At 66.4% G+C, this 25,035-nt stretch carries 19 protein-coding genes; 5 read left to right on the plus strand and 14 right to left on the minus strand.

What is annotated here, in order from left to right; genetic code table 11:
* Positions 1 to 199: 199 nt before the first annotated feature.
* Complete coding sequence (locus NX774_RS03205; protein WP_258820692.1) at positions 200 to 2,338, minus strand: S46 family peptidase; 2,139 nt, start codon at positions 2,336 to 2,338, stop codon at positions 200 to 202.
* Between the two features lie 193 nt (positions 2,339 to 2,531).
* Here NX774_RS03205 and NX774_RS03210 point away from each other — a divergent pair, with 193 nt between their 5' ends.
* Entirely contained in the window at positions 2,532 to 3,536 is a 1,005-nt protein-coding gene (locus tag NX774_RS03210) for a bile acid:sodium symporter family protein (protein WP_370660398.1), read from the plus strand.
* An 81-nt stretch (positions 3,537 to 3,617) separates the two neighbouring features.
* Here the strand turns inward: NX774_RS03210 and NX774_RS03215 are convergent, their stop codons facing one another.
* Positions 3,618 to 5,267 (minus strand): M28 family metallopeptidase, encoded by a 1,650-nt coding sequence (locus tag NX774_RS03215; protein ID WP_258820693.1) that lies wholly within the window; start codon positions 5,265 to 5,267, stop codon positions 3,618 to 3,620.
* Between the two features lie 163 nt (positions 5,268 to 5,430).
* Here NX774_RS03215 and NX774_RS03220 point away from each other — a divergent pair, with 163 nt between their 5' ends.
* A complete protein-coding gene (locus NX774_RS03220; protein WP_258820694.1) occupies positions 5,431 to 6,489 on the plus strand; it encodes an alpha/beta fold hydrolase in 1,059 nt (352 codons plus the stop codon).
* A gap of 136 nt (positions 6,490 to 6,625) precedes the next feature.
* Here the strand turns inward: NX774_RS03220 and NX774_RS03225 are convergent, their stop codons facing one another.
* The 12 genes from NX774_RS03225 to NX774_RS03280 all read right to left on the minus strand — a co-directional run bounded on the left by NX774_RS03225 (position 6,626) and on the right by NX774_RS03280 (position 23,296).
* The gene (locus tag NX774_RS03225) at positions 6,626 to 8,026 is read right to left on the minus strand and encodes an efflux transporter outer membrane subunit (protein WP_258820695.1); all 1,401 of its coding nucleotides are present in this window, start codon (positions 8,024 to 8,026) and stop codon (positions 6,626 to 6,628) included.
* A gap of 8 nt (positions 8,027 to 8,034) precedes the next feature.
* Positions 8,035 to 11,358 (minus strand): efflux RND transporter permease subunit, encoded by a 3,324-nt coding sequence (locus tag NX774_RS03230; RefSeq protein WP_258820696.1) that lies wholly within the window; start codon positions 11,356 to 11,358, stop codon positions 8,035 to 8,037.
* Positions 11,355 to 14,450 (minus strand): efflux RND transporter permease subunit, encoded by a 3,096-nt coding sequence (locus NX774_RS03235; protein WP_258820697.1) that lies wholly within the window; start codon positions 14,448 to 14,450, stop codon positions 11,355 to 11,357. Before NX774_RS03235 ends, NX774_RS03230 begins: the two co-directional genes overlap by 4 nt.
* Before the next feature lie 10 nt (positions 14,451 to 14,460).
* Positions 14,461 to 15,855, minus strand: a complete 1,395-nt coding sequence (locus NX774_RS03240; RefSeq protein ID WP_258820698.1) for an efflux RND transporter periplasmic adaptor subunit — start codon at positions 15,853 to 15,855, stop codon at positions 14,461 to 14,463.
* Positions 15,856 to 16,063: 208 nt separating this feature from the next.
* Positions 16,064 to 17,932 carry a signal peptide peptidase SppA gene (sppA, locus tag NX774_RS03245; RefSeq protein ID WP_258820699.1) on the minus strand — a complete coding sequence of 623 codons (1,869 nt, stop codon included), beginning with the start codon at positions 17,930 to 17,932 and terminating at the stop codon, positions 16,064 to 16,066.
* 30 nt (positions 17,933 to 17,962) lie between these two features.
* On the minus strand, positions 17,963 to 19,432 hold the full coding sequence (locus NX774_RS03250; protein ID WP_258820700.1) for a sodium:solute symporter: 1,470 nt from the start codon (positions 19,430 to 19,432) through the stop codon (positions 17,963 to 17,965).
* A 133-nt stretch (positions 19,433 to 19,565) separates the two neighbouring features.
* On the minus strand, positions 19,566 to 19,877 hold the full coding sequence (locus NX774_RS03255) for a colicin immunity domain-containing protein (RefSeq protein ID WP_258820701.1): 312 nt from the start codon (positions 19,875 to 19,877) through the stop codon (positions 19,566 to 19,568).
* Positions 19,874 to 20,200: a colicin D domain-containing protein gene (locus NX774_RS03260; RefSeq protein ID WP_258820702.1), complete on the minus strand. Its 327-nt coding sequence runs from the start codon at positions 20,198 to 20,200 to the stop codon at positions 19,874 to 19,876. Before NX774_RS03260 ends, NX774_RS03255 begins: the two co-directional genes overlap by 4 nt.
* A 51-nt stretch (positions 20,201 to 20,251) precedes the next feature.
* Positions 20,252 to 20,683 (minus strand): hypothetical protein, encoded by a 432-nt coding sequence (locus tag NX774_RS03265; protein WP_258820703.1) that lies wholly within the window; start codon positions 20,681 to 20,683, stop codon positions 20,252 to 20,254.
* A gap of 110 nt (positions 20,684 to 20,793) precedes the next feature.
* Positions 20,794 to 22,215 (minus strand): NYN domain-containing protein, encoded by a 1,422-nt coding sequence (locus NX774_RS03270; RefSeq protein WP_258820704.1) that lies wholly within the window; start codon positions 22,213 to 22,215, stop codon positions 20,794 to 20,796.
* Between the two features lie 68 nt (positions 22,216 to 22,283).
* Positions 22,284 to 22,865 (minus strand): cysteine dioxygenase family protein, encoded by a 582-nt coding sequence (locus tag NX774_RS03275; RefSeq protein WP_258820705.1) that lies wholly within the window; start codon positions 22,863 to 22,865, stop codon positions 22,284 to 22,286.
* Positions 22,865 to 23,296, minus strand: a complete 432-nt coding sequence (locus tag NX774_RS03280; protein ID WP_258820706.1) for a DUF1810 domain-containing protein — start codon at positions 23,294 to 23,296, stop codon at positions 22,865 to 22,867. The genes NX774_RS03275 and NX774_RS03280 overlap by 1 nt, the downstream gene beginning before the upstream one ends.
* A gap of 60 nt (positions 23,297 to 23,356) precedes the next feature.
* Here NX774_RS03280 and NX774_RS03285 point away from each other — a divergent pair, with 60 nt between their 5' ends.
* From NX774_RS03285 to ribA, 3 genes are all read left to right on the plus strand, one after another.
* A complete protein-coding gene (locus NX774_RS03285; RefSeq protein ID WP_258820707.1) occupies positions 23,357 to 23,584 on the plus strand; it encodes a DUF3820 family protein in 228 nt (75 codons plus the stop codon).
* 1 nt (position 23,585) lies between these two features.
* Complete coding sequence (locus NX774_RS03290) at positions 23,586 to 24,287, plus strand: pirin family protein (protein ID WP_258820708.1); 702 nt, start codon at positions 23,586 to 23,588, stop codon at positions 24,285 to 24,287.
* A gap of 91 nt (positions 24,288 to 24,378) precedes the next feature.
* On the plus strand, positions 24,379 to 25,023 hold the full coding sequence (ribA, locus tag NX774_RS03295; protein WP_258820709.1) for a GTP cyclohydrolase II: 645 nt from the start codon (positions 24,379 to 24,381) through the stop codon (positions 25,021 to 25,023).
* Positions 25,024 to 25,035: the final 12 nt, after the last annotated feature.

The raw sequence follows: 25,035 nt of genomic DNA on the forward strand, positions 1-25,035 counted from the left end.
GGTGGCGCCAAACTAAAGGATTATCGCATTGGCCGCGCTCCTGTTCCAGCACGTCGGTCAATGCGGAGACAGCGAGCGCGCACGCTTGAGCTGAACGCGTGGGCAGAATCTGCCCACCCTACGTTGAAGCACACGCGCATTCAACAATAAAAAACGGCCGCGCGGTTGCCCACGCGGCCGCTTCCTCAGTGCCTCACGCTCACTTCTTCGGATACTTGATCGTCATTTCCTTGAGCAGGTTGTCGGCGTGGTCGACTTCCTTCATCACCCACAGCATGTAGCGGATATCGACGTGGATGGCGCGCGTGATGGCGCTGTCGAAGTACCAGTCCTTCGTGATCGACTCGTAGGTCGAATCGAAGTTCAGGCCCACCAGCTGGCCGCGCTTGTTCATCACCGCCGAACCCGAGTTGCCGCCCGTGGTGTCGGCCGACGACAGGAAGTTCACCGGCACGGTGCCCAGCACCGGATCCTTGAACACGTCGTAGCGCTTGGCCTTGATCGCCTCCGACAGCGAGGCCGGCGCGATGAACGGCTCCTTGCCGGTGGCCTTCTCGAGGATGCCCTCGACGGTGGTGAACGGGCCCTTGGTGATGCCGTCGCGCGGCGAGTACGGCGACACGGTGCCGAAGGTCACGCGCAACGTCGAGTTGGCGTCCGGGTACACCGGCTTGCCGAGCGACTTCTTCCACGCGATCACGGCCGCCATGTATTGCGGGATCACGCGCTCCAGGTTGCCGTCCACTTCCTTGCGGCGCTCTTCCACCGCATTGGCCGCGTCGTGCATGCGCACCGCCAGCTGGATGAAGGCGTCATCGGACTTGCGGAAGGCGTCCGGGTCCTTGCCGATCCAGGCCAGCCGCTTTGCGGTGTCGGCCAGCTGGGTGTTCTTGTAAAGCGTATCGAGCGCGTCCGGCGCGGGCAGCAGCGCGTCCACGCCGGCCGGGTGGATCTTCGCATCGAGCTTGGCGTAACGGGTGAGCGCGGCGGCGTAGCGGGCCTGGTCCACGCTCGGCACGAACGACTGCTCCAGGCGCGTCAGGCGCGCCTTGATGAACGAAACGTCGCGCTCCTGGTAGCCCGCCTCACGCTGCGCATCGGGCTTTTGCCGCTCGATCGCCAGCTTGTACAGCGTGCGTGCGCTCTTGAGCAGGTCGCTGTGGGTCGCTTCGTTCAGCGCGAACTCCTGGCGCGACACGGCCATGTCGGAACCGATCACCGCGTCCAGGTCCGCCAGCAGCGTCTTCGAGCCGCTGCCGTGCTGCTTGTACCAGTTGCGGAACTCGGCGTCCTGGACGTCCTTGATCGCGGCGATGTCCTTGCGCGCGAAGCCGTCCAGCAGGCCCTGCGTCTTCTTGAGCACGTTGTTGGCGCTCTTGACCACGCTGGCGTAGCGCACGTTGTAGTTCGGGTTGCCCATGGTGGCGGCGGCGATGACCGACAGGTCGGCCGTGATCGCGCCTACCTTGGCCGGGTAGTCCACGTCGCGCGCAAAGCGGATCTCGCTGGGCAGCTTGTAGCGGCTGGTGCGGCCCGGATAGCCGGCCAGGAGGATCGGGTCGCCGTTCTTCAGCCCTTCGGCCGAGACGACCAGGAAGTCCTTCGACTTGTACGGCACGTTGTCCGGCGACGGGTCGGCCGGACGGCCATCCTTGCCCACGTAGGCGCGCAGGAACGAGAAGTCGCCCACCTGGCGCGGCCACTCGTAGTTGTCGATGTCGCCGCCGAAGTCGCCGATGTGGTTGGACGGCGCGTACACCAGGCGCACGTCGCGGATCATCAGCTGCTTGATGCGGTAGTACTCCAGCCCGCGGTGGAAGGCCGGCACCGAGCAGCGGTAGGCCTTGTCGGACTCGCACTCGGCGATCAGCGCCTTGATGCGGCTTTCCACCTGCTCGTGGCGCTCCTTGCCCGACAGGTTAGGCGACAAGCCCTTGAGCACGCGATCGGTCACGTTCTCGACCTTCTCGGTCACGTAAACCAACGTGTTCGGGCCGCCCGGCAGCTCCTGCGCGCGGGTCTTGGCCAAAAAGCCGTTGGCGATGTAGTTGTGCTCCGGGGTCGAGTTGCGCTGGATCGCCGAATAGCCGCAGTGGTGGTTGGTGACCACCAGGCCATCGGGCGAGACGAACGAGGCGGAGCAGCCGCCCAGCGAGACGATCGCGCTCATCGGGTGCTTCGACAGGTCGGCCAGGTTCTCGGCCGGAATGGTGATGCCGATGCGCTTGAGCTCGGACTTGAGCTGTGGGAGCTGGTGCGGCTGCCACTGGCCCTCGTCGGCGTGTGCGGCAGTTGCTGCGCCCAGCAGGGCGACTGGCAGGACAAGAGATTTGAACAAGTTGGACCCCAGGTCAAAAAATATTCATCACCGCACCAGGAGGCCGCGGCGGACGATATGAGACAACCGCCGAGTATAGCCGCGTTGCCAAATAGTGAAAACGATTTTCAGGCTTTCGCCGCTGCCGGCAGCCATACTGTGGCGATGCCGCTAAAATGACACGCTCCCCCCAATGGGATTGCCCTGGAATCGCATGCCTCGTATTGACAACCTGTTCGCCGGCCTGATGCGCCGGCTCGCGCTCGATCCGTTCACGGTGCTGCTCATGGTCGTGGTCGCGCTGGCCAGCCTGCTGCCGGCCAGCGGCCAGGTGGCGGTCGCGTTCGGCCACATCACCACGCTCGCGATCGGCATGCTGTTCTTCCTGCACGGCGCCAAGCTGTCGCGCGAGGCGCTGGTGTCCGGGCTGACCCACTGGCGGTTGCACCTGCTGGTATTGGCCAGCACCTTCGTCCTGTTCCCGCTGCTGGGCCTGGCGATCAAGCCGCTTGCCCTGGCCCTGCTCACGCCGGACCTGTACCTGGGGGTGTTGTTCCTGTGTGCGCTGCCCTCGACAGTGCAGTCGTCGATTGCGTTCACGGCGCTGGCGCGCGGGAACGTGGCGGCGGCGGTGTGCAGCGCCTCGGCCTCGAACTTCCTTGGCATCTTCATCACGCCGCTCCTGGTCAGCGTGCTGATCGCGCGCGGCGCGGCGGGCGGCTCGCCACTGGATTCGGTGCTCACCATCGTCGAACAACTGCTGCTGCCCTTTATCGCCGGCCAGTTGCTGCGTCCCCTGATTGGCGGCTGGGTGGACCGCCACAAGCCGGTCCTCAAATTCTTCGACCAGGGCTCGATCCTGCTGGTGGTTTATACCGCGTTCAGCGACTCGGTGAACGAAGGCTTGTGGCAAAAGGTCTCGCTGTCCACGCTCATCGGCATCCTGATGATCAGCGCACTGATCCTGGCCGTCATGCTCGGCGCCGCCACGCTGGCCAGCCGGCGGCTGGGGTTCAGCAAGGAAGACGAGATCACGATCGTGTTCTGTGGCTCGAAAAAGAGCCTGGCCAGCGGCGTGCCAATGGCAAAGGTGCTGTTCGCGCCAAGCGCTCTTGGGATGATCATCCTGCCGCTGATGCTGTTTCACCAGCTGCAGCTGATGGTGTGTGCGGTGCTGGCAGGCCGGCTGGCGCGCAGGCCGGACAGCCAGGCACCGTAGGGTGGGCAGGTCCTCCTGCCCACGCGTCCAACTACGCATGCGTGCTTTGAACGCGTGGGCGGAATCCGCCCACCCTACCGCTTACTTGCGCTGCGCCGCGCTTTCGTCACGCGCTGCGCGGAACTCCGAATCCTGCGACCAGTTGGGCCAGTCGCCCGAATCGGCCAGCTCGCGGCCGGTTGCGTAGATCAGTTCCAGGTCGTGCGCCGCACCCTGGAAGGTCCACTCCGGCTTGAACTCGTCCGAGGCCTGGTGGTAGTCGTTCACGCGATAGGCCTCGGCATTGCCCTTGCCCGCCGCCAGGCCGCCGTTCTCCCAGTCCTGGCCCCCGCGATACGAGATCGCCGGCACGCCGCGCTTGGCGAACGAGAAGTGGTCGGAGCGGTAGAAGTAGCCCGCCTCCGGATTCGGGTCCGGCGAGTAGGTGCGGTGCCACTTGCGCGCCTGTGCGCTCAGGCGATCGAGCAGGTCGAGCTTGGCCACGCCCGAGATGGAAAAGTCGCGTGCCGGGCCGTTCGGCGCCATGCCGTCCATGTTGATCACGCCGGCGGTCCTGGCCAGCGGGTACAGCGGATTGGCCGCGTAGTATTCGGAACCCAGCAGGCCCTTTTCTTCCGCGGTCACCGACAGGAACACCACGCTGCGCGCCGGCTTGGGCTGCTTGCCGTAGGCGCGCGCCAGTTCCAGCAGCGCGGCCGTGCCGCTCGCGTTGTCCAGCGCGCCGTTGTACACCTTGTCGCCCTTGCCGTTGGCCAGCCCCACACCCAGGTGGTCCCAGTGCGCGGTGTAGATCACATACTCGTTCGGGCGCTTGCTGCCTTCCTTGATCGCCACCACGTTCTTCGACTTGATCACCTGCGCGTCCACCGCGAAGTGCGCCGACAGCGTGATGCCGGCCAGCTCGACGGGCTTGAAGTCGCGGCTTTGCGCCTGCTTCTTCGCGGCCTCGAAATCCAGGCCTGCGCGCTTGAACAGGTCCACCGCCAGGTCGCGCTGGATCCACGATTCGACCGGCGCGTGATCCTTGGGCGGCTCCTTGCGCACGATGTCGTACTGGACGATGGTGTTCGAGTTCTTCACGGTCGGCCAGCCGTACGAGGCCGGTGCGCTCTCGTGCACGATCAGCGTGCCCAGCGCGCCGCGGCGCGCCATCTCTTCGTACTTGTAGCTCCAGCGGCCGTAGTAGGTCATCGCCTTGCCGCCGAAGTCGCCCTGCCCGGTTTCGAAGTCCGGGTCGTTGATCAGGACCACGGCGAGCTTGCCCTTCAGGTCCATGCCCTTGAAGTCGTCCCAGTTGCGCTCCGGGGCGCTCACGCCGTAGCCGACGAAGACCAGCGGCGCGTTCGCGATATCCACTTGCGCCTGCCCGTTCTCGGCCGGACGGATCGCAATCTCCTCGCCCTGGGTCAGGGCCATGGTCTGCTTGCCATCGCTCACGCTGACCTGGACCGGGCCCTTGATCTCGAACCGGCCAAGCGGCACGTCCTGGGTCCAGCTGCGCTTGCCGTTCACCAGGTCGCCGCCCGGCTGCAGGCCGGCCGCCTTGAACTGCTTGACCAGGTAGTCCACCGTCTTCACTTCGCCAGCGGTGCCGGGGCCGCGGCCTTCGAATTCGTCGGATGCCAGGACCTTCACGTCCTGGATGATGCGGTGGGGATCAAATTTCGGGGGTGTTGCCGCCTGGGCGGAGGCCGCCGCCAACAGGGCCAGAACTAGGGTTTTCTTTTTCACGCAACAATCTCGCTGGATGGGATCAGGGAAGCCCGTAAATACACGGGGAAACTCAGCAAAGAGCGGGAAAAGTATCTGCGGAAAAATTTCCAGTGTCAAACGTACACGCATTGGAAACTGGACTATAGTAACCAGCCCCTGCAATGGCTTTTTGAAAACGAACATGTCCAAGCTTCTCGCGTCCCTCCTCCTCTGCATCTGCGCCAGCGCCGTCCAGGCGGCCGACGTTCCGGTTCCAAACGAAGGCGATGCCATCCTCAAGGATTTCCGCTTCAAGTCGGGCGAATCGCTGCCGGCGCTGAAGCTCCACTACCGCACTTTCGGCAAGCCGCAGCGCGACGCGCAAGGCAAGGTGACCAACGCGGTACTCATCACACACGGCACCGGCGGCACCGGCGCGCAGTTCGTGCGCCCCGAATTTTCGGGCGAACTGTTCCGCCCCGGTGGCGTGCTCGATGCGTCGCGCTACTACATCATCCTTACCGACGGCATCGGCCACGGCCAGTCGTCCAAGCCGAGCGACGGCCTGCACGCGCGCTTTCCGAACTACGGCTACAACGACATGGTGGACGCGCAGTACCGCCTGCTGACGGAAACGCTGGGCGTGAACCACCTGCGGCTGGTGATGGGCACCTCGATGGGCGGCATGCAGACCTGGGTATGGGGCGAGCGCTATCCCGGCTTCATGGATGCCCTGATGCCGCTGGCCAGCCTGCCGGACCAGATCTCGGGACGCAACCGCGTGTGGCGCCGCACGGTGATCGACGCGATCCGCAACGACCCGCAGTGGCAGGGTGGCGAGTACAAGGCCCAGCCGCAAAGCCTGCGCACGGCCACGCAGATCTTGTACTTCATGAGCAGCAACCCGGTGCTGCGGCAGGAACAGACGCCGACGCTGGCCGAGACCGACAAGGCGCTCGATGCCTACGTGCTCGCCGCGATGAAGAGCACCGATGCGAACGACCTGCTGTACCAGCTGGAGGCGTCGCAGGATTACGATCCCAAGCCGCAGCTGGAAAAGATCCAGGCGCCACTCATCGCCGTCAACACCGCCGATGACCTGATCAACCCGCCGGAGCTGGGCATCCTGGAGCGCGAGATCAAGCGCGTCAAGCACGGCAAGGCCGTGGTGCTGCCGCTCACGCCCGACACCCGCGGGCATGGCAGCCATACGATCGCCAAGCTGTGGGAACAGTACCTGCGCGAGCTGCTGGCCAACTAACGTCGATACGTCGTCCCCGCGCAGGCGGGGACCCATAGAGCGCTTGAGTCGCTGCAGCGCTTGTGGCTTCGTTACCCTCAGCATGGGTCCCCACCTGCGCGGGGACGACGTGCTCGCGACAGCGGCGAAAGCTTGACTACTGCGGCACGTGCCAGCCGCCGCCCAATGCCTGGATCAGCGCAACCGCCGCCGCCTGCCGGTCCGACTGCACCTGCACCAGGTTCCTGCGCGCGTTCAGCGCCGTCACCTGCGCGGTGACCACCTCGGTATAGCTCACCTGCCCCGCCTTGTACCGGTTGAGCATCTGCTGCTCGACCAGGTCCGCCGCCTGGGACGCCTCGCGCCGCCGGTCCTGCTGGTTCGCCAGCACGCGGGACGCCGCCAGCTGGTCCTCCACGTTGCCGAATGCGGTCAGCACGGTCTGGCGGTAGCGCGCCACGGCCTCGCGATGCGCCGCCTCGGCCCCCGCCACGTTCGCGCTGGTCGCCCCGGCGTTGAAGATGCTCTGCGCCGCCGACAGCCCGAACGACCACGCCGCGTTCGACGCCGAGAACAGGTCCGCAAAGCGCGTCGTGGACGCCGTGCCGTAATTGGCCGACAGGCCAAGGCTGGGGAAATAGGCCGCGCGCGCCACCCCGATTTGCGCATTGGCCGCCGCCACGCGCCGCTCGGCTGCCGCGATGTCGGGCCGGCGCTGCAGCAGCGTCGACGGCACGCCCGCCGGCACCTCGGGCACCACCACTTGCCACGAGGGCGTGGCCGCCAGCGAGAACTCGGCAGGCGCCTTGCCGACCAGGATCGCGATCGCATGTTCGAGCTGCGCGCGCTGGCGCAGCAGTCCTTGCTGGTCGGCCTGCGCATTGGCCAGTTGCGTCTGCGCCTGCAGCACGTCCGAGTGCGCGGCGATGCCGGCCTTGAAGCGGTTCTGCGTGATCTGCAGCACCCGCTGGTAGGCGTCGATGGTGCTGGCGATGATCCCCAGTGCCGCATCCGTGGCGCGCAGCGCAAAGTAGTCGGTGGCCAGCAGCCCCTGCGCGGACAGGCGCGCCGAGGCCAGGTCGGCCGCGGACGCCTGTGCGTTGGCGGTGGCCGCCGACACGTTGGCGCGCAGGCGTCCCCACACGTCCAGTTCCCAACTCGCGCCAACATCCAGCCGGTAGCGGTTCGACGGGCCGGCATTGCCGCCGCCGGCCCGGTCGGCACTGGTGCTCAGGTCCACCGACGGGAACAGCGACGCGCGCTGCGCCTGCACCGCCGCGCGCGCCTGGTCGTAGGCCGCGATCGCCGCCGCCACGTTCTGGTTCGACACCTCCACGCTGGCCGCCAGTTGGCCCAGCACCGGGTCGCTGAACAGGTCCCACCACGCGCCGCGCTCGAGCGCGTCGCCCGGCGCTGCCGGCACCCAGCCCTGCGCCTCCTTGAATTGGGCCGGTGCGGGGCTCGTGGGAACGTGGTACGTGGGCGCGACGGAGCAGCCGGCCACAAGGCAGGCGGCAAGCGCAAGCAGGTGCAGGCGGAGCGGCTTCGTGTTTCGCATAGGGGCACTCATGTTGGGGTGGACTGGACTTCGTCGTCGAGCGGGTGGCGCACCAGCTCGCGTTCGGACGCATCCCTGCGGCGCAGCTTGTCGAGCAGGACGTACACCACCGGCGTGGTCAGGAGCGTGAGCAGCTGGCTGGCGATCAGGCCCCCGATGATGGCAATGCCGAGCGGGCGGCGCAGCTCCGAGCCCTCGCCAAAGCCGATCGCCAGCGGCAAGGCGCCCAGCGCGGCGGCGAGCGTCGTCATCAGGATCGGGCGAAAGCGCAGCAGGCAGGCTTCGCGCACGGCCTCGGCGGCGGTCAATCCGCGCGCGCGTTCCGACTCCAGCGCAAAGTCGATGATGAGGATCGCATTCTTCTTCACGATGCCGATCAACAGGAAGATGCCGATCAGCGCAATGATCGAGAACTCCATCTTGAACAGCAACAACGCCAGCACGGCGCCCACGCCTGCCGATGGCAGCGTGGTCAGCACCGTCACCGGGTGCACCAGGCTCTCGTACAGAATGCCCAGCACGATGTAGATCACCACCAGCGCTGCCGCGATCAGGAGCGGCTGCTGCTGGTTCGATTCCTGAGCCGCCCGCGCCGTGCCCTGGAAGCTGCCGCGCACGTTGTTGGGCATGCCGATGTCCGCCTCGGCCTGGCGCACCGCGGCCTGGCCATCGGACAGGTTGTAGCCTTGCGCCAGGTTGAACGACACGGTGGTGGCCAGTTCGCCATCCTGGTGGTTGACGGAACTGGGCGTGGATCGCTCGCTGAACCTGGCGATCGCCGACAGCGGCACCATCGTGGACATCGATCCCGAGATGGCCTGCCCGCTGGCCGGGTCGCGCGCCGCCGTCAGGTTGGTGGGCGCCGACGGAGTTCCGCTGGCCGCGGACGAGGCGATCCCGCTGACCAGGTTGAGGGCCGCACCGCCGGCAGCGGTGGCGGTGCTGGAAGCGGCACTGGATGGGCTGGTATTGGTGCGCAGCGCGCTTGCGGCTGCCGTATTCTTGGCCGGCACATAGATATCCTCCAGCGACAGCGGCGACTGCGCATACTGCTGCGCCACGCCCATGATCACATGGTACTGGTTCAGCTCGGAGTAGATGTTGGCCACCTGGCGCTGGCCGAAGGCGTCGTACAGGGCGTTATCGATGTCGCGCGTGCTGATGCCGAGCCGCGACGCGCTCTCCTTGTCGATGTTCAGGTAGGTCTCGACGCCGTTCTCGGCCTGGTCGGTGTCCACGTCCACCAGCGCGCCCTGCCGCTTCATCGCATCGGCCAGGCGCGTGGCCCACAGCCGCAGGTCGGCGCGGTTATCGCTCTTGAGCGTGTACTGGTAGGCCGAATTGCTCTGGCGCCCGCCCATGCGCAGGTCCTGCACGGGATTCAGGAACAGCGTCACGCCGGTCACGCGCGCGAGCTTGGGCCGCAGCCGGGCGATGACTTCCTGCCCGCCCTCCTTGCGCTGCGAGGCTGGCTTGAGATTCACGAACATGAAGCCGCCGCCGGCGCGCGAGCCGCCGGTAAAGCCGACCACGGTGTCCACCGCCGGGTCGCTCTTGATGATGCTAACTAACTGGCGCAGCTTGCCCTGCATGGCCTGGAACGAAATGCTCTGGTCGGCGCGCAGGCCGCCGTTGATCTGGCCCGTGTCCTGCGTTGGAAAGAAGCCCTTGGGTGCGGCTGCGTACAGGTACACGTTCAGGCCGACCACGAACAACAGGATCGCCATGACCAAGAGCTTGCTGTCGAGCGCCCAGTCGAGCGCATGCTCGTACACCCGCAGCACCCGCGCAAAACCGCGCTCGGCCGCCCGCGCGAAGCGGTTGGGCTTGCGCTCGACGGTACTCTTCTTGAGCAGCCATGCGCACATCATCGGCGTTGTGGTCAGCGAAATGACGAGCGAGATCAGCACCGCGGCCGACAGCGTCACCGCAAACTCGCGGAACAGGCGCCCCACCTGCCCGCCCATGAACAGCAGCGGGATGAACACGGCCACCAGCGACAGGCTGATCGACAGCACGGTAAAGCCCACCTCGCGCGCGCCCAGCAAGGCCGCCTTCATGCGGTCCATGCCGCGCTCGATGTGGCGGCTGGTGTTTTCCAGCACCACGATGGCGTCATCGACCACGAAGCCGGTCGCCACGGTCAGCGCCATCAGCGACAGATTGTTCAGCGAGAAGCCAAGCGCGTACATCACGCCGAAGGTACCCAGCAAGGACACCACCGTGGCCACCGCCGGCACCACCGTCGCGCGTACGCTGCGCAGGAAAACGCTGACCACCACCACGACCAGCAGCACCGAGATCATCAGGGTCATTTCGATTTCGTGCAGCGAGGCGCGGATCGAATTGGTGCGGTCGGACGCCACCTGCAGCGTCACGTCGCCTGGCAACTGGGCCTGCAAGGTGGGCAGCAGCGCACGGACGCCATCCACCGTCTGGATCACGTTCGCGCCCGGCTGCAGCGTCACCAGCACGATCACCGCCGGCTTGCCGTTAAAGAGCCCCAGGGTATTGACGTTCTCGACGCCGTCATACACGGTGGCGACGTCCTGCAGCCGGATCGGCGCCCCGTTGCGCCACGCGACGATCACGCCGCGGTAGTCGGCGGCAAAGCGCCCGCCGCTGGGCGTGTTGGCCTGCGAGTAGATCTGCAGCCGGGTGCCGTTGGCCTCGACTGCGCCCTTGGGCCGGTTCGGGTTGCTGGCCTGGAGCGCGGCGCGCACGTCCTCGGCCGCCACCCCGTAGTGGTTGAGCTGGTACGGGTTCAGGTCAACCCGCACCGCCGGCAGCGAGCCACCGCCGATCTCCACGTCCCCCACGCCCTGCACCTGCGCGATCTGCTGCTGCACCAGGTTGGACACTTCATCGTAGATCTGGCCCGGCGTGCGCGTGCGCGAGGTGAGCGCCAGGATCAGCACCGGCGCATCGGACGGGTTGGCCTTGCGGTAGGTGGGATTGCTGCGCAGCGTAGCCGGCAGGTCGGCGCGCGAGGCGTTGATCGCGGCCTGCACCTCGCGCGCGGCCGAGTCGATCTTGCGGTTCAGGTCGAACTGCAGGCTGATGCGCGTGGAGCCGTTGCCGCTGTTCGAGGTCATCTCGTTCACGCCCGCGATCACGCCCAGACGCCGCTCCAGCGGCGTGGCCACGCTGGTGGCCATGGTGTCGGGACTGGCGCCGGGCAGGCTGGCGCTCACCGAGATCACCGGGAAGTCCACCTGCGGCAGCGGCGCCACCGGCAGCACGAAGAACGCCGCAATGCCCGCCAGCGCCAGGCCGAGCGTGAGCAGCACGGTGCCGATCGGGCGCCGGACGAACCAGTGCGACAGGTTCATGCGCCAACCTCGCGCGGCTTGGCCGGCGCGCGGCCGCTCCAGCGGCGCGCCAGCCGGTCGAACGCCAGGTAGATCACCGGCGTGGTGAACAGCGTGAGCAGCTGGCTCACGATCAGGCCGCCGAAGATGGCCAGGCCCAGCGGGCGGCGCAGCTCGGCGCCCTGCCCCCAGCCCAGCATCAGCGGTATGGCGGCAAACAGCGCGGCCAGCGTCGTCATCAGGATCGGGCGGAAACGCAGCATCGCGGCCTGGTGGATCGCCTCGCGCGGAGCCTTGCCGTCGTCACGCTCGGCCTCGATGGCGAAGTCGATCATCATGATCGCGTTTTTCTTGACGATGCCGATCAGGAGGATGATGCCGATGATGCCGATCACGCCCAGTCCCTGCCCCGTGACCATCAGCGCCAGCAGCGCGCCCACACCGGCCGAGGGCAGCGTGGACAGGATTGTGAGCGGGTGGATGTAGCTCTCGTACAGCACGCCCAGCACGATGTACACGCAGACCACGGCGGCCAGGATCAACCACAGCTGGTTGGTGAGCGAGGCCTGGTAGGCGCCGGACGCGCCAAGGAAGGTCAGCGTGACCGCCGGCGGCAGCTTGACATCGAGCGCAGCCGCGCGCACCGCGTCCACCGCTTGCCCGAGCTTGACGCCGGGCGCCGTATCGAAGCCGACCGTGGTCGCCGGGTACTGCGCCACGTGCGTGATCTGCAGCGGCGCCGGCTGCTCGTTGATGGTCGCGATCGCCGACAGCGGCGTCGGCTGCCCGGAACCCGTGCGCAACTGCAGGCGATTGAGCGCGTCCAGCGACATCTGTTCGCCCTGCAGCGCCTCCAGGATCACGCGGTACTGGTTGGTCTCGGTGAAGATGGTGGACACGATGCGCTGGCCAAAGGCGCTGTAGAGCGCGTCGTCGACGTTGGACGCGGTGATCGACAGCCGCGAGGCGCTGTCGCGGTCGATGTTGACGAACGCCGCCGCGCCGGTGGCGCCGGCGTCGGTGGTCACGTTGCGCAGCTGGCTTTGCTGGCGCATGCGCTGCGCAAGGCGGTTCGCCCATTGCGTCACGGTGGCGTTGTCGGCGCCCTCGATCGACAGGCGGTACTGCGTCGGGCCGGTCTCGGCGTCGATGGTCAGGTCCTGCACCGGCTGCACGTACAGCGCCAGGCCAGCCACCTGCGCCACGCGGCGGCGCAGCTGCTCCATGATGTCGGCCTGGTTGCGGTGGCCATCCTTCAGGTTGATCTGCATGCTGCCGGCGTTGAGCATGGTGTTGTTGGCCGCATCCACGCCAACCGTCGAGCTGAGCGACTGCACGTCCGGGTCGGCCAGGATCTCGCGCGCGGCGGCCTGCTGCAGTTCGGCCATGCGCTCGTACGAGATGCCTTCGCGCGCCTCTACCCTGGCCTGCAGCTGGCCGGTGTCCTGCGTCGGGAACAGGCCCTTGGGAATGAACACATACAGCAGCACGGTCAACAGCAGCGTGCCCAAGGCCACCAGCAGCGTCATCGGCTGGCGGTCGAGCACCCAGGCCAGCGCATGGTCGTAGCGGTGGATCACGCGGTCGAACAAGGCATGGAAGCGCTGCGCGAAGCGGTTGGGCTTTTCCTCGGCGCTGCTGTGCAGCCAGCGCGCGGACATCATCGGCACCAGCGTCAGCGACACCGCCGCCGAGATCAGGATGGTGATCGCCAGCGTGACCGCGAACTCGCGGAACAGGCGGCCGACCACGTCGCCCATGAACAGCAGCGGGATCAGGACCGCGATCAGCGACACGGTCAGCGAAATGATGGTAAAGCCGATCTGGGTGGCGCCCTTGATCGCGGCGGCCATGGGCTTGTCGCCTTCCTCGATGTAGCGCGCGATGTTCTCGATCATGACGATCGCATCGTCCACCACGAAGCCGGTGGCGATGGTGAGCGCCATCAGCGACAGGTTGTTCAGGCTGTAGCCGAGCAGGTACATCGCGCCAAAGGTGCCGATGAGCGAGATCGGCACCGCCAGGCTGGCGATGACGGTGGCGCGCACGCTGTGCAGGAACGCAAAGATCACCAGCACCACCAGCAGCACGGCCAGCACCAGCTCGAACTGCACGTGTTCGACCGAAGCGCGGATGCCGGCGGTGCGGTCCGACAGCACGGTCAGCTGTACCGCCTGCGGCAGGCTGGCCTGCAGTTCGGGAAGGCGCTGCTTGATCGCGTCCACCGTCGCGATCACGTTGGCGCCCGGCTGGCGTTGCACGTTCAGGATGATGGCCGGTTTCATGTTGGCCCAGGCCCCGAGCTTGACGTTCTCGGCACTGTTCACCACACGCGCCACCTCGGACAGGCGCACCGGCGCGCCGTTGCGGTAAGCGATGATCAGGTTCTGGTAGTCCGGCACCGTCACCAGCTGGTCGTTGGCGTTGATGGTGTAGGCGCGCGTCGGGCCGTCGAAGCTGCCCTTGGCGCTGTTGGCGTTGGCCGCGGTGATCGCGCTCCTTAGCGTATCGAGCCCCAGCCCGTACGAGGCCAGCTGTTCGGTGTTGGCCTGGATGCGCACCGCCGGCTTTTGCCCGCCCTGCAGCGTGACCAGGCCCACGCCCGAGACCTGGCTGATCTTAAGCGCCAGGCGCGTGTTGACCAGGTTCTGCACCTCGGTCAGCGGCATGGTGTCGGAGGTGATGGCCAGCGTGAGCACCGGCGCGTCGGCCGGGTTGACCTTGGCGTACACGGGCGGGGCCGGCAGGTCGGTCGGCAGCAGCGTGCTGCTGGCGTTGATCGCGGCCTGCACCTCCTGCTCGGCCACGTCCAGCGTCTGGCCCAGGCCGAACTGCAGCGTGATCACCGAGACGCCGGCGGCGCTGGTGGAACTCATGCGGGACAGTCCCGTCATCTGGCCGAAGTTGCGCTCCAGCGGCGCGGTGACGGTGCGCGCCATCACCTCGGGGCTGCCGCCAGGGTACAGCGTCTGCACCTGGATGGTCGGGAAGTCGACCTGCGGCAGCGCCGACAGCGGCAGGAACTTGTAGCCGACCAGGCCAGCAAGCACGATCGCCACCATCAGCAGCGCCGTGGCGACCGGGCGGCGAATGAACGGACCGGATGGACTCATTGCGGTCGGCTCACTGCTGTGCGTTGTCGCGGCGCTGGCGGCGCGGATTGGCCGCGCCGGCTCCGCCTGCGGCCGGCGCCTGCGCATCGGCGCCCTGCCCCGCCTGGCCACGCCGCCCACCGCGCGCACCGCCGGCGCCGCCCATGGCCGGCCGGTCACCCGGCAGCACCACCTTGGCGCCGTCCTTCAGCCGATCCGCGCCCTCGGTGATCACCTGCTCGCCGGCCTGCAGCCCGCTACGGATCTGAACCTTGTCCACGGTCGATTCGCCGCGCGTGACCGGGCGCAGCGCGACGGTGCGCTCGGCGGCATTGAGCACATACACGAAGTCGCCGTCCGCCCCGTGGCGCAGCGCCGTCACCGGCACAACCACCGCGTTGCCGATGGTGCGCACCTGCAGCCGCAGGTTGACGAACTGGCTCGGGAACAGCTTGCCGTCCGCGTTCTCGAAGCGGGCCTTGGCGCGCACCGTGCCGGTCTGCACGTCCACCTGGTTGTCGAGCGCCATGAAGCGTCCCTGGGCCAGCGTTTGCGTGCGGGTGCGGTCCAGCGCCGTGGCGGGCAGGCGCGCGCCTTCGCGCATGCGCGCCTGCAGCTCCTGCAGCTGATCCTGCGGCACCGAAAACTGCACGTCGATCGGCGTGAGCTGGGTGATGACGGCCACGCCGTTGGCGTCGCCCGTGCTCACCAGGTTGCCCACGTCCACGGTGCGCAGGCCCACGCGCCCGGCGATCGGCGCCTTCACCTCGGTGTAGCCGAGATTGAGCTTGGCCATGTTCTCGGCCGCGCGATCGGCCGTGACCGTGCCTTCCAGCTGCTTGACCAGCGCGGCCTGCGTGTCCACGTCCTGGCGCGCGATCGAATCCTGTTCCAGCAGCGTGCGGTAGCGCGACAGCGTCACGCGCGCGCTTTCGAGCTGCGCCTCGTCGCGCATGCGCTGGCCGGTGGCCTGCTGCAGCGATATCTGGAACGAGCGCGGGTCGATGGTGGCCAGCACCTGCCCCTGCCGCACCAGCTGGCCCTCGGTGAAGTTGATCTTCTGGAGCACGCCCGCCACCTGCGCGCGCACGGTGGCCGTGGCGGTGGCCGTCACCGTGCCCAATGCGTCGAGGTACACCGGGATGTCGGCGCGCTCGGCGGTGGCCACGCCCACGGTGGTGGCCGGCATGCCGCGTCCGCCCGGCCCGCCGCCGCCGCGGGCACCGCCTGCGCCACCGGCCGCCCGGCTGCCGCCCGCCCCCGCGCCCGGGCCAGCGCCCGCGGCGGGCGCCTGGTGCGTCAGGTGCCAGGCCAGCGCCGCCAGGCCGATCATGGCCAGCACGGCGATGATGGCGCCGATCACGCGCGAGCGGCGGGTGCGGGGCGTGGTGGTGGCGGGTTTGTCGGGGGTGACGGTCGAATCCATGCTCATCCTGTTCAGCTCCCGGGCGGGAGCGCGAAGCTGTTGACCGACTGACTTTAGCACGGAGACCCATGACGATATGTTTCGCATCGTACATAGCGCGAGCCCTTCCGTTTCCCGTTCAGAAAAGAAAAAAGGCGCGGCTGGGTGCCGCGCCCTTGGGGCCCTGCTGCATGTATCAGTGCTACTTGCCGTTACAAACTCGCTACATTCACGGCACCTGGCACAGGCAGTGTGTTACCGCCGAGAACGGCTTCCTGCCGTCGGCCACACCGGCCAGCCAGCCCAGGTCCTTCATCACGCCGGTGGACGCGGCCGCCGGCAGCGCCGATTCCAGCCCTTCCGGCAGCAGGCCCAGCTTCACCTGCACCTTGATAAACTGATCCGACGACACGCCCACCTTCTGCAAGAAGCGTTCGAACGGCGACACCGGGCGCTCGACATAGGCGACGCGGAAATCCTCGCCCAGCTTGGCGCGGCGCGCGGCCGACTTGAGCGCATCCTGGTAGCTGCCCAGGGTATCGACCAGCCCGCGCTCCTTGGCCTGCACGCCGGTCCACACGCGGCCCTGCCCGACCTCGTCGATTTTCGCGGCGGTGGTCTTGCGCGCCAGCGCCGCCTTGCCGGTGAACTCGCTGTAGATGTGGTTGATGCTCGACTGCACCAGTTGGCCAAAGCGCGGATCGAGCGGGCGCAGCGGGTTGTAGGGGTCGGCCAGCCAGGTGGTGGTCACGCCGGCCGTGTGGATGCCGAGCTTGTCGCCCACCTTGTCGGCGGTCGGGATGATCGCAAACACGCCGATCGAGCCGGTGATCGTGCCCGGGTCGGCAACCACCTCGTCCGACGCCATCGACACCCAGTAGCCGCCCGAGGCCGCCACGTCGCCCATCGACACCACCACCGGCTTGCCGGCGGCGCGCGTGAGCTCCAGCTCGCGCCGGATCAGCTCGGAGCCGTAAGCGCTGCCGCCCGGCGAATTCACACGCAGCACCACGGCCTTGACCTGGTCGTCCTCGCGCGCCTTGCGGATCAGGTTGGCGGTGGAGATGCCGCCCACCGTGCCCGGCGCGCCGGTGCCTTCGGTGATATCGCCCTCGGCCACCACCACACCGACCGCGTCGCCCAGCAGCTTTTGCGGGTGGCGCGCCAAATAGTCGTCGAACGACACCTGGCGGAAGCTCTTGATGCGCTCGTCGTAGGCGCCGCGCTTGACCAGCAGCGCGCGCACCTCGTCCTTGTTCTTGATGCCGTCCACCAGCCCGGCGGCCAGCGCCACCTTGGCCGCGTCGCCGCCCGCCGCCGCCATCTTCTGCGGCAGCTGCTCGATGTCGGCGTTGAGCGTGCCGGCGGCGAGCTTGCGGTTCTTCTCCACCTCGGCCGTGTAGCTGCCCCACAGGCCGTTGTACAGGTAGGTGTCCGCCTCCACCGCCGCCTGCGACGGGCCGTTGCCGATGAACGGCTCGGCAAAGCTCTTGTAGGTACCCACCTTCATCAGGTTCACGGTCACGCCCAGCTTGTCGAGCGCGTCGCGGTAGTAGTTGCGGTAGTGGCCGAAGCCCTGGATCAGCACCATGCCCATCGGGTGCACGTACACCTCGTTGGCGTGCGATGCGACCAGGTAGCGCTTCTGGTCGTAGCTGCCGCCCCAGGCCACCACCGGCTTGCCGGCCGCCTTCACGCGGTCCAGCGCGGCGCCGAACTCGTGCATCGAGGCCATGCCCGCGATGTCCAGCTGGTCCAGCGACACCAGCACGGTGCTGATGTTCGGGTCCTTGGCGGCGGCATCGAGCACGGTGAGCAGGTCGCGCAGCTGCACCGTCTTGCGCACCTCGCCGCCCAGGCCCTCGGCCAGGCTCTGGGCCACGCTGCCGCTGTGCTCTTCCACCAGCTGGCCCTTGAGCTCGAGCACCAGCGCGGTCTTCGGCGCCAACGGCCGCGCGCCGCCGCCGAACAAGGCCCACAGGAAGGCGATCAGCACGATCAGGAAGAACAGGTTGAGCACCACGCGGCGGGTGGCGTCAATGCCGCGCCACAGCGCGCCCACACCCCGGCGCAACATCGAAAAAGGCTTGAAGGACATCGGAACTCCGGCAAAAAAGTTGGCGGGAAGTTAAGCGGTGACGGCTGCGGACCCGGCTTTCTCACGCTGGGAAATGGCAAACAGGCCAGCAAACACCAATATGCCATTTACGATGAGCAGTTCAAGCCCGAGACGGTAGTTTCCAAGCAGATACTTCTGATTGGCCTCAAGAAGCCCGCAAAGAATCGGTGCGCCGATCGTGACAAACGGCACCAGTCGGTCGTTCAGGGTGCGGCGGGTCAGCATGCCGAACGCAAACAGGCCCAGCAGCGGGCCGTAGGTGTAGCTGGCCAGTTTCAGGATCACGCCGATCATGCTCGGATTGTCCGCCCACTTGAACACCAGCACCAGCGCCAGGAACAGGAAGGCAAAGCCCAGGTGCACGTGGCGGCGCAGGCGCACCTTGGCCTCTTCCGACAGGTCGTTGCGGCGCTGGATGCCCAGGATGTCGATGCAGAAGGTGGAGGTGAGCGCAGTGATCGCCCCGTCGGCGCTCGGGAACAGCGCCGAGATCAGCGCCACCAGGAAGATGATCTGGACCGTGGCAGGCAAATGGCCCATCACCACGGCCGGGAAGATCTTGTCGCCGGTGGCGGTGACGCCGACGATCGGCGCGTACAGGTACAGCAGGCCGCCCAGGAACAGGAAGGCCGACAGCACGACCACCAGCACTGCGGTCAGGCTCAGCAGGTTCTTCTGCGAGTCGCCGACGGTTTTCACCGAGATCGTCTTTTGCATCATCTCCTGGTCCATGCCGGTCATCGTGACCACGATGAAGGCGCCGGCCACGATCTGCTTGAGCCAGAAATTGGGACTGTCGGCGTCAAAGGTGAACACGCGCGACAGGCCCTGCTCGTGCATGCGCGCCAGGCTCTCGGGAATCGACAGGTTCAGTTCGCTGAGCATGAAGCCGACGCAGAAGAACAGGCCGGCCAGCATGCAAGTGGTCTGCAGCGTGTCGGTCCAGACGATGGTCTTCACGCCGCCCTGGTAGGTGTACATCAAAATCATGCCCAGCACCACAAAGGTCGTCAGCCAGAACGGCACGCCCAGGCTATCCAGGATGAGGGCCTGCAGAATATTGACCACAAGGTAGAGCCGGGCCGTGGCGCCCAGCAGGCGCGACAGGATGAAGAAGCCGGCGCCGCTCTGGTAGGCGCGGCGGCCAAGGCGCACGTCGAGATAGTGGTAGATCGAGGTGAGCTTGAGGCGGTAGTACAGCGGCAGCAGGATGTAGGCGACGGCAATGTAGCCGATCACGTAGCCAATCAGGATCTGGCCATAGCCAAAGCCGTCGTTGCCCACCGCGCCCGGCACGCTGATGAAGGTGGCGCCGGACAGCGTGGTGCCGACCATGCCGAACGCGACCAGCATCCAGTTGCTGCTCTTGTTACCAATGAAGAAGCTGTCGTTGTTGGCGTTGCGGCCGGTGGCCCATGCGACCGCCATCAGGAGCCCGAAATAGCCGATCAGGATGCAGAAAAGGAGTGCCGGGGACATAAGTTTCCGTTGCTAGGTTGATCGCCCAGCAATATACACGGAAGCAATGACAAGGGCCATCATAGCCCGCGCACGCGGTTCGCAGGCTGTAGCGTGGTCAAGGCAAACACGAATCAGTAGGGGGGCCCTGCTCTTACTTAACACCACTGATGTGTTGCAGATTTGCGAGCAGGGCAAACGCGCGCTCAACACGGGTTCTCAAAACAGGCTCGCTGAGATAGAAGCCGGGCAGGTCGGCGTTCAGCTTAGCCAGCAGCTCTGGGTCTGGGCAAAACGCGTCGACGTCGCCAAACAGTGCATCGAGCACCTCGTACAGCTCTTCGGAAAGATGTCTTTTCTCGTTCTGAAACTTTTCGAGATACGCGGTCTGGAATTCCTGCGCTTCAAGTTGATTACTCAGGAATCGCTGCAACAAATCCCGGTAATCCTGCGCAACGTTGCTCATTTTCCGCCTCCAAGTTTTCCAGTGCGGAGCACATGAGTGCGCTGCGCCTGACTTAGCTTCCATCCGGTCAGGAAATGCTCCGCCTGATCCAGAATAACATTCAAGCCCGTGGCGGGATTGACGAAATGCGTCACCGTTAGACCGCGGTACGACCCCGAAACTGCCACGGTGCCAGAATCCGCGATATGACTTTCGATCGCATGTGCGAATTCACCAAGCTTCTGTCGGCTTGCATTACCGGTGACACCGAAATCCTTGGCGTGTTTGAAAGCGTGCTGAAGCTGGCTCCGATTGAAATGGATGCGGCCAGGGCTTGGCGTCATTTCGCTTGAACTCGGTCACCTTGCGTTTACAGCACGAGAAGACAAGCTTATTCAGGTCTCCTGCCCCATCACCCGCTCGAACGGGCCGATGCAGGCGCGCATCGATTCGTCGGCGCACATCAGGAACAGCACCCCGGACGGGTGGAAGATGATGAAGTTGGTCGCGTGCGTGCCTACCTTGGTGATTTGCCCGGCGCAGTCTTTCTTGCCGTTGTCCTTCACGATGCGGTCTTCCAGCCGGTAAAAGCCCTTGGCGCTGGGCTTGTCCGGCACCTTGAACTCGCTCTCGGAGACTTCTTCGGCGCTGGTAACGAGCGAGGTGCCGTCGCTGCGGAAGTGATAGGTTTCGGAGCAGCCGACATCTGGCAGGTCGAGCTTCCAGATGCCCAGCAGCGGGTGGTTGCGCGCCGGCGCGGGCGGCTCGGCACGGACGCCGTGGATGGCGGCGGCGAGCAGGATCAGCGGTACGATGAGCTTGCGCATGGCGGCTTCCTCGGCACTAACGGTTCTGCGGCAACGACCAGGAACCGCGCGCGCAAACGCGCGGTTTGGCCAATATAGCAGAGCGACGCCCTCGCGTCGCGCCGTTCGGCTTACGCGCTTTCCGGCGGCGTCTTCGGCTTGGCCGGACGGCGGCTGCGCGGAGCGCTCTTGCGTGCCGGGGCCTTGTGGGCCGGGCGCGCGGTCTTCTTGCGCGCGGCCTTTGCCTCGGCGCCCTCATCCGCCGTCTCGTCCTGGCCGGCGGCTTCGGCCGTGGCCTCCACCGCAGCCGCGCTCTCGGCGACCGGGGCCGGCTCTGCTGCCGGTGCTTCCGCCACAGCGGCCGCCTTTGGCTTGCGGGTGGAGCGGCGACGCTCCTTGGCCGGCGCCGGGGCGGCTTGCGCGACCGGCGCCTCGATCCGTTCGGACAGCCCTTCCGCTTCGCCCAGCGCCTCGGCCGCTTCCGCCGGCGCCTGTTCCTGCGCCGCGACCGGTTGGGCCAGCGCCACCTGGTGCTGCACCGCTTCGTCGGCGCGCGCGATCATTTCCTGCTCGTCGCGCCCGGCCTGCTTGCGAGCGCCACGGCCGCGGCGGCGCGACTCGGGCTTGGGCTCCGGCTGCGATTCGGGCAGCGCGCTGGTATCAAGCTGTTCGGCCAGCGCCAGTTCCGGCACGCTCTGGACCTGCTGGACCGGCTCGACGGCCGGCGCGGCAGGCGCCGCGCTGCTGCGGTACACGTAGGCGCCGGACTTTTCGTCGCGCCCGAATTCGAACAGCCCGCGGCTCTGCGCCTCCTCCAGCAGGTTGCCGAAGGTACGGAAGCCGTAGTAGGTCTCGGAAAAATCCGGGCGGCGGCGCTTGAGCGTGTCCTTGAGCAGCGAGGCCCAGATCTTGCCGCTGTCGCCGCGCTCGGAAACGAGCGCGTCGAAGGTCTCGGCGACCATTTCCAGCGCCTGGGTGCGGCGTGCTTCCAGTTCTTCCTTGCGGCGGTCGTCGCTCGGGCGCTTGGCCTGCGGCTGCGACTTGCGCTCGTCGCGCTTGGCGGCGGCGCGCTGTTTTTCGCGCACCAGGTCGTCGTAGAAAATGAATTCGTCGCAGTTGGCCACCAGCAGGTCCGAGGTGGATTGCTTGACGCCCACGCCGATCACCTGCTTGGCGTTCTCGCGCAGCTTGGACACCAGCGGCGAAAAATCCGAGTCGCCGCTGATGATGACGAAGGTATTGACGTGCGACTTGGTGTAGCACAGGTCGAGCGCATCGACCACCAGGCGGATGTCGGCCGAGTTCTTGCCGCTCTGGCGCACGTGCGGGATCTCGATCAGCTCGAAGTTCGCCTCGTGCATGCCGGCCTTGAAGCCCTTGTAGCGCTCCCAGTCGCAGTACGACTTCTTGACGACGATGCTGCCCTTGAGCAGCAGCCGTTCCAGCACGGGCTTGATGTCGAATTTCTCGTAGTTGGCGTCGCGAACGCCGAGTGCGACGTTCTCGAAGTCGCAGAACACCGCCATGCTGATGTTGTCTGAGGATGAAGCCATAAATTGTTGTTTTCTAATATAGGGCGAAATGCCACCCGGCGATTATACGCAACAACATTACATCGGCGTCACACCCTCCACAGGTTGGGTACGGTCTCGTTCTCGTAGCCGGACACGAAGCGCTTGCGCTCGCCACTGGCCAGGTCGAAGGTATGGCGGGCCACCGCACCGATATTGGCGCCATACACATGGATGCTGACCGACACCCCGTCCGCCAGCGCGTTCGAAACGCGGTGGATGTCGCCCACGGTGGGCGAGACCAGGTCGATGGCGCCGGCGGGCAGCGCGTGCGAACCGGTCGAGACCATCGGCCCGGGTGTGGCAGGCAGCGCGAATTCCTGGCAGCGCTCGGTCCCGCGCAGCACGCCGACCATGCCCCACACCGTGTGGTCGTGCACCGGCGTGGCCTGGCCCGGCCCCCACACGAAGCTCACGACCGAAAACCGCTCCAGCGGGTCGCAGTGCAGCAGGAACTGGCGGTAGCGGTCGCGGTGCGGCCGGGCGAATTCGTCGGGCAGCCAGTCGTCCACGGCGACCAGCGCGCGCAACAGCTCGCGCCCGTCGCTGAAGATCCGCGCCTCGTCGGCGCCGCTGTCAACCAGCCGGGTGAATTCGCGCACGAAGTCGCGCAGGCGGACAAGATTGGTCATCAATGCTCCTTGCTAAGGAAATCAAGCGTGGCAGGGTCGGCCCTGCCATCGAAAAACAGATCGAGGCAGCTCTGGAACACGGCCTCGTCCGGCGCCACGTCGGCAAACAGCGTCATCGACGACTGGAATTTGCGGTCGTCCGGGCTGTCGAAAATCTGTTCGATGGGCGTATCGTCATGCTTGGCAACCAGCGTGGCGCACTCGCGCAGGCGCGGCCCCAGCACCGGGTGCGCCAGATAGGCCGCCGCCTCGTCGGACGAGCCGATCGCGTATTTCTGCGCCGTCGCGCTGTGCCCCAGCCCCGCCACTTGCGGAAAAATGAACCACATCCAGTGGGTATGCTTGCGTCCGGCGCGCAACTCCGCCAGCACGGTCGCGTACACCTCGTCCTGCGCGGTGACGAAGCGTTCGAGGTCGTAATCGGTATCCATGGCATCCTCCCCATCGGGGTCCATGCTACACCGCCCGCCAACTTTGCTAAAGTGGCAGCAATGAAACCAGAACACCTGCAATTGCTGCTCACCCGCGAGATGCCCTTCGGTAAATACAAGGGCCACAAGATCGCCGACCTGCCCGGCCACTATCTTGGCTGGTTCGCACGCGAGGGTTTTCCCAAGGGCGAACTGGGGCAACTGCTCGAACTGATGTACGAAATCGACCACAACGCCTTGCGCAGCCTGCTCGACCCGCTGCGCAGCGGCCCAAGAAACGGAGGATAAGATGCTCGAAATGCGCAAGAGCGAAGAGCGCGGCCACGCCGACCACGGCTGGCTGGTGTCAAAACATAGTTTTTCGTTCGCTTCCTATTACGACCCGCGCCACACCGGCTTTGGGCCGCTGCTGGTGATTAACGAGGACCGGGTCGCGCCCGGCATGGGCTTCGGCACCCACGGGCACCGCGACATGGAGATCATCTCCTATGTGCTCGAAGGCGCGCTGGAACACAAGGACAGCATGGGCACCGGCTCGGTGCTGCACCCGGGCGACGTGCAGCGCATGAGCGCCGGCACCGGCGTGCAGCACAGCGAGTTCAATGGCTCGGCCACCGAGCCGGTGCATTTCCTGCAGATCTGGATCCAGCCGAAAAAAGCCGGCATTGCGCCAGGTTACGAGGAAAAGCACTTCCCGCCCGAGTCCAAGCGCGGCCGGCTGCGCCTGATCGCCTCCAGCGACGGCCGCGACGGCTCGATCACGATCCACCAGGATGCCGCCGTGTACGCTTCGCTCATGGATGGCAACGACGACGTCGAGCACATGCTGGCCAAGGGCCGGCGCGGCTACGTGCACCTGATCCGCGGCGAGGTGTGGGCCAACGGCGCCCACCTGCGCGCGGGCGACGCGCTCAAGCTCACCGGCGAGCCGTCGATCCGGCTGATCGATGCGGCCGATGCCGAGCTGCTCGTGTTCGACCTGCCGGCATGAACCGGGCCTGCGGGGGGCCCAATCCGCACGGAAAACCCGAATTTCCGGTAAACTTAGCGGTTACAGCAATACAAAACCAGAGAACGCCAAGATGTCCGCCACACCTGCCAATGAACCGCTGCTTGACTATGTGACGTCGTGCGCGCTGCCCACGCCGTGGGCGCAATTTACCCTGCACGCCTTCGTCGAGCACGCAACCGGCAAGGAGCACCTGGCCATGGTGCTGGGCGACATCGGCAACGGTGAGCCGGTGCTGGCGCGGGTGCACTCCGAATGCCTGACCGGCGACGTGCTGTTCTCGCAGCGCTGCGACTGCGGCGCCCAGCTCGAAGGCGCGCTCAAGAAGATCGCCGCCGAGGGCCGCGGCATCCTGCTGTACCTGCGCCAGGAAGGCCGCGGCATTGGCCTGGTCAACAAGATCCGCGCCTACCGCCTGCAGGAAGCCGGCGCCGACACGGTCGAAGCCAACCTGCAGCTGGGCTTTCATGCGGACGCCCGCAACTACGAGCTGTGCAAGCCGATGCTCGAGCAGTTCGGCGTGCGCAAGGTGCGCCTGATGACCAACAACCCGCGCAAGATCGACGCCCTGACCCGCCTGGGCATCGACGTGGTCGAGCGTGTGCCGCTGCTGGTCAACCGCAACGCCTTCAACAACAATTACCTGAACACCAAGGCTGCCAAGCTCGGTCACATGATGAATCCGGTGACCGAACCGGTGGAGGACGGCCAGCTGTAGCGTGTGCGGCGG

It is taken from the genome of Massilia agilis, assembly GCF_024756255.1.
GTDB lineage: Bacteria > Pseudomonadota > Gammaproteobacteria > Burkholderiales > Burkholderiaceae_D > Telluria > Telluria agilis.

Coding starts and splice junctions, on each gene's coding strand:
- NX774_RS03210 (WP_370660398.1), top strand. CDS start 2,532: ATGCCTCGTATTGACAACCTGTTCGCCGGCCTGATGCGCCGGCTCGCG.
- NX774_RS03220 (WP_258820694.1), top strand. CDS start 5,431: ATGTCCAAGCTTCTCGCGTCCCTCCTCCTCTGCATCTGCGCCAGCGCC.
- NX774_RS03225 (WP_258820695.1), bottom strand. CDS start 8,026: ATGCGAAACACGAAGCCGCTCCGCCTGCACCTGCTTGCGCTTGCCGCC.
- NX774_RS03230 (WP_258820696.1), bottom strand. CDS start 11,358: ATGAACCTGTCGCACTGGTTCGTCCGGCGCCCGATCGGCACCGTGCTG.
- NX774_RS03235 (WP_258820697.1), bottom strand. CDS start 14,450: ATGAGTCCATCCGGTCCGTTCATTCGCCGCCCGGTCGCCACGGCGCTG.
- NX774_RS03240 (WP_258820698.1), bottom strand. CDS start 15,855: ATGGATTCGACCGTCACCCCCGACAAACCCGCCACCACCACGCCCCGC.
- sppA (WP_258820699.1), bottom strand. CDS start 17,932: ATGTCCTTCAAGCCTTTTTCGATGTTGCGCCGGGGTGTGGGCGCGCTG.
- NX774_RS03250 (WP_258820700.1), bottom strand. CDS start 19,432: ATGTCCCCGGCACTCCTTTTCTGCATCCTGATCGGCTATTTCGGGCTC.
- NX774_RS03255 (WP_258820701.1), bottom strand. CDS start 19,877: ATGAGCAACGTTGCGCAGGATTACCGGGATTTGTTGCAGCGATTCCTG.
- NX774_RS03260 (WP_258820702.1), bottom strand. CDS start 20,200: ATGACGCCAAGCCCTGGCCGCATCCATTTCAATCGGAGCCAGCTTCAG.
- NX774_RS03265 (WP_258820703.1), bottom strand. CDS start 20,683: ATGCGCAAGCTCATCGTACCGCTGATCCTGCTCGCCGCCGCCATCCAC.
- NX774_RS03270 (WP_258820704.1), bottom strand. CDS start 22,215: ATGGCTTCATCCTCAGACAACATCAGCATGGCGGTGTTCTGCGACTTC.
- NX774_RS03275 (WP_258820705.1), bottom strand. CDS start 22,865: ATGACCAATCTTGTCCGCCTGCGCGACTTCGTGCGCGAATTCACCCGG.
- NX774_RS03280 (WP_258820706.1), bottom strand. CDS start 23,296: ATGGATACCGATTACGACCTCGAACGCTTCGTCACCGCGCAGGACGAG.
- NX774_RS03285 (WP_258820707.1), top strand. CDS start 23,357: ATGAAACCAGAACACCTGCAATTGCTGCTCACCCGCGAGATGCCCTTC.
- NX774_RS03290 (WP_258820708.1), top strand. CDS start 23,586: ATGCTCGAAATGCGCAAGAGCGAAGAGCGCGGCCACGCCGACCACGGC.
- ribA (WP_258820709.1), top strand. CDS start 24,379: ATGTCCGCCACACCTGCCAATGAACCGCTGCTTGACTATGTGACGTCG.